This is a genomic window from Methylobacterium sp. B1 (genome assembly GCF_000333255.1).
Taxonomy (GTDB): Bacteria; Pseudomonadota; Alphaproteobacteria; order Rhizobiales; family Beijerinckiaceae; genus Methylobacterium; species Methylobacterium fujisawaense.
Genome location: NZ_BACT01000305.1, coordinates 1 through 4417, shown reverse-complemented (window position 1 = coordinate 4417; position 4417 = coordinate 1). Strand labels below are relative to the sequence as shown.

Below are 4417 nucleotides of genomic sequence, written 5' to 3'. Positions count from 1 at the left end.
GCCGTCGAGGCCCTGCGCGGCGGCGTCCCGGTGGGCGGCGAGCAGCGGACCGAAGGTGAAGGCCTGGGGCGTCTGCACCGCGCGGAGGTGCTCCCGGGGCGGCGTCTCGTGCACCCGGCCGATGCCGGGCGCGATATCGACGACGCGCTTGACCGTGTCGGTCACCGGGACGCCGGGTACGGCCGCGCCGTGATCCCGCCCCGCCGCGATCGCCCGGGCGATGAGCGCGGCGTCCACATAGGGGCGCGCCGCGTCGTGGACCAGAACGATCTCGGGCGCCGACCCGACCGCCAGGGCTTCGAGCCCGGCGCGCACGGAGAGCTGGCGGGTCGCCCCGCCCGCCACCGGCGCCGTGATCTTCGCGCGGATTGCGGGTGGAAGTTCGTCCAGGCAGTTCCGGAAGAAGTCCGCCGCGTCGGCGGCGATCACCGGCTGGATGCGCGCGATCCCGTTATCCGCGGCGAGGGCCGCCAGGGTGCGGGTGAGGACCGCCTGTCCGCCGACCCGGCGGTACTGCTTGGGCGTGCCGCCGCCGATGCGGATACCGCGGCCCGCGGCCACCACCACCGCGGCGACGCCGGCTCCCGCGCTGGCGGGTCCGATGGCTGGCGTGCCGGTGGCGGACATGGGCGACGAACTCGTGAGGGCCTGAGGAGCGGAGGGGCGGCCGGCGCGCGGGCCAGCGCTGCCGCCGGAAGCCTGCCGCAGAGGGTGCCCGTCGTTTAAGCGGGGGAGGGCCCGAAATCAACGCGCGGTCCCGCTTGCCAGCGGGCCGGGCTTGCCTCATTGTTGTGCAGAATGACGACTGACCATTATTTGAGCGCGCTGCGCCGCGAAGGTGCGAAGGCCGGAGCGGCAGACGCCGCCCCGCTCTGCCTGCTTGCCCCGCTTTCGGGCGTCACCGACCTGCACATGCGCCGCATCGCCCGCCGCTGCGGCGCCGACGCGGTCATCTCCGAGATGGTGGCGGCGCGGGAATTCACCCGCGGCTCCGGCGAGGCCACCCTGCGCGCGGAAGGCTCCGGCGTCGACCTGCACGTGGTCCAGCTCGCGGGCTGCGAGGCCGCCCCGATGGCGGAGGCGGCCCGGCTGGCGGAGGCCGGGGGCGCCCACGTGATCGACGTGAACATGGGCTGCCCGGCCAAGATCGTCACGGGGATCGCGTCAGGCTCGGCGCTGATGCGCGACCTCGACCACGCCGAGCGCCTGCTCGCGGCCGTGCGGGGCGCGGTGTCGGTCCCGGTGACCGTGAAGATGCGCCTCGGCTGGGACGACGCGAGCCGCAACGCCGCCGATCTCGCCGCCCGCGCCGAGCGGCTGGGCCTCAACGCCGTGACCGTCCACGGGCGGACCCGGCAGCAATTCTACAAGGGCCGCGCCGACTGGGCGGCGATCCGCTCGGTGGTCGCGGCGGTATCGATCCCGGTGATCGCCAACGGCGACGTGACCGACCTCGCCAGCGCCCGGGCCTGCCTCGCGGCGTCCGGGGCGGCGGGGGTGATGATCGGCCGGGCGGCGACCGGCCGGCCCTGGCTGGTCGGGCACATCGCGTCGGCCCTGGCCGGACGGCCTATGCCGGAACCGGCGCGGGCCGATCAGGCCTCCCTGGCCGCCGAGCACTATGCGGGGCTCCTGTCGCTCTACGGCCGGGACATGGGCGTGCGGCACGCGCGCAAGCACCTCGCCGCCTATGCCGAGACCGGAGGGGCGCTGGACCCGGCCGAGCGCGCGGCGCTGCTCACCACCACCGATCCGGCGACGGCCCTGGCCCTGCTGGCCCGGGCCTTCGCAGGCTCGGCGGATCCTGTCCAGGAGGCCGCGTGAGCGACGATTCCCTCCCGCAGGCGAACGGCAGCCGGCGCGACACCGCCGCCGAGGCCGTGCTCAACGCCCTGCCGCTGCCGGTCCTGACCATCGGCGGCGACGAGCAGATCCTCCACTGCAACCACGCCGCGGAGGCCTTCTTCGACTATTCGGCGCGGCTGATGCAGCGCCGGCGGCTGCGCGACATCATCCCCTTCGCCTCGCCGATCATCGCCCTGGTGGCCGAGGTCCGGCGGCGGCGCGCCAGCGTCAGCGAGTACCGGGTCGAGCTGACCCAGCCCCGCCTCGGCCTGGAGCGCAGCGTCGACGTGTTCGCGACGCCGCTCGGCGACGACGGCGACGCCGTGGTGATGATGCTCCAGGAGCGGACCATCGCCGACAAGATGAACCGCCAGCTCACCCATCGCGGGGCGGCGCGCTCGATGGTGGCGCTGGGCGCGATGCTGGCCCACGAGATCAAGAACCCGCTCGCCGGCATCCGCGGCGCGGCGCAGCTCCTGGAGAGCACCGGCGCCGAGGAGGACCGGCTGCTCACCCGCCTGATCTGCGACGAATCCGACCGGATCGTCCGCATCGTCGAGCGCATGGAGCTGTTCGGCGACGAGCGCCCCTCGGATCGCGGTGCCGTCAACGTTCACGGGGTGCTCGATCAGGTGAAGCGCTCGGCGCAGTCGGGCTTCGCGCGGCATATCCGCTTCATCGAGACCTACGACCCGTCGCTGCCGCCGGTTCTCGGCAACCGCGACCAGCTGATCCAGGTGATCCTGAACCTCGTGAAGAACGCCGCGGAGGCGATCGGCCCGGACGCGGTCGAGGGCGAGATCACCCTGTCGACCGCCTTCCGCACCGGCCTGCGCCTGCAGGTGCCGGGCTCCCGCGAGCGGGTCAGCCTGCCGATCGAGGTGGCCGTGCGCGACAACGGCCCGGGCATCTCGGCCGACCTGCTGCCGGACCTGTTCGATCCGTTCGTCACCACCAAGGCACAAGGCTCCGGCCTCGGTCTTGCATTGGTGGCCAAGATCGTCGGCGATCACGGTGGGATCGTCGAATGCGATCCTGCCCCGCGCCGCACGGCGTTCCGCATCCTTCTGCCGATGTCGAGTGCCCGGGACGGGCGCGAATCGGCGGTCGATCCGTGATGTCGATCCCCGAATCCGGCCCCCCGTCGGAGGTCTGAGTAGAGAGTCATGCCGAACGGCCACATCATCGTCGCCGACGACGACGCCGCAATCCGCACCGTGCTCAACCAAGCGCTGTCACGGGCGGGCTACGAGGTTCGCTCGACGGGCAATTGCGCCACCCTCTGGCGCTGGGTCGCGCAGGGGGAGGGCGACCTCGTCATCACCGACGTGGTGATGCCCGACGAGAACGTGTTCGACCTGCTGCCGCGCATCAAGCGCGTGCGGCCGGAACTGCCGATCATCGTCATGAGCGCGCAGAACACCTTCATGACGGCGATCCGCGCCTCGGAGCGGGGTGCCTACGAGTACCTGCCCAAGCCCTTCGACCTGAAGGAGCTGATCGCCATCGTCGGCCGGGCGCTCTCGCGTCCCCGCGGCGCGGCGCCGGCCGGGGCGCCCCCCGAGAACGAGGACATCCCGCTGGTCGGGCGCTCGCCCGCCATGCAGGAGATCTACCGGGCGCTGGCCCGGCTGATGCCGACCGACCTCACCGTGATGATCACCGGCGAGTCCGGCACCGGCAAGGAGCTGGTCGCCCGGGCGCTGCACGATTACGGCCGCCGCCGCACCGGCCCGTTCGTGCCGGTCAACATGGCGGCGATCCCGCGCGACCTGATCGAATCCGAGCTGTTCGGCCACGAGAAGGGCGCCTTCACGGGGGCCCTGCAGCGCTCCGCGGGCCGGTTTGAGCAGGCCGAGGGCGGGACGCTGTTCCTCGACGAGATCGGCGACATGCCCATGGAGGCGCAGACCCGGCTGCTGCGCGTCCTCCAGCAGGGCGAATACACGACCGTGGGCGGGCGCGTCCCGATCCGCACCAACGTCCGGATCATCGCGGCCACCAACAAGGACCTGCGGGTCTCGATCCAGCAGGGCATCTTCCGCGAGGACCTGTTCTTCCGCCTCAACGTCGTGCCCCTGCGGCTGCCGGCCCTGCGCGAGCGCTCCGAGGACGTGCCGGACCTCGTCCGCCACTTCTTCGTGCTGGTCGAGCGCGAGGGCCTGACCCGGAAGACCCTCGACGGGGACGCCATGGAGCGTCTCAAGCGCTACCGCTGGCCGGGCAACGTCCGCGAGTTGGAGAACCTCGTCCGCCGGCTGGCCGCCCTCTACCCGCAGGAGACGATCACCGGCCCGGTGATCGAGGCCGAGCTCGACACCCTTCCGCTGGCGACGCCCGCGGCCCCGGCCGCCAACGGCGCGGCCCGCAAGGCCAACGGGGAATCCGAGAGCCTGTCCAGCGCGGTGGAGCGCCACCTCTCGGATTATTTCTCCGGCTATCGGGACACCCTGCCACCCCCCGGGCTGTATCACCGGATCCTGCGGGAGATCGAAGGCCCGCTGATCGGCGCGGCGCTCGCCGCCACCCGCGGCAACCAGATCCGCGCGGCGGAACTGCTCGGCTCAACCGC

At 72.7% G+C, this 4417-nt stretch carries 4 protein-coding genes; 3 read left to right on the top strand and 1 reads right to left on the bottom strand.

Features of this window, described 5'->3' with window-relative positions:
• Positions 1-627: 2-C-methyl-D-erythritol 4-phosphate cytidylyltransferase (locus tag I53_RS08975; protein WP_043349391.1), on the bottom strand; the 627-nt coding region annotated here is incomplete at its 3' end.
• A gap of 171 nt (positions 628-798) precedes the next feature.
• Here I53_RS08975 and dusB point away from each other — a divergent pair.
• The 3 genes from dusB to ntrC form a co-directional block, all read left to right on the top strand.
• Positions 799-1824, top strand: coding sequence for a tRNA dihydrouridine synthase DusB (dusB, locus tag I53_RS08970; RefSeq protein ID WP_043349389.1), 1026 nt, complete (start codon positions 799-801; stop codon positions 1822-1824).
• Complete coding sequence (locus I53_RS08965; protein WP_043349386.1) at positions 1821-2963, top strand: ATP-binding protein; 1143 nt, start codon at positions 1821-1823, stop codon at positions 2961-2963. Before dusB ends, I53_RS08965 begins: the two co-directional genes overlap by 4 nt.
• Before the next feature lie 48 nt (positions 2964-3011).
• On the top strand, positions 3012-4417 hold a 1406-nt coding region (gene ntrC / locus I53_RS08960), incomplete at its 3' end, for a nitrogen regulation protein NR(I) (protein ID WP_043349384.1).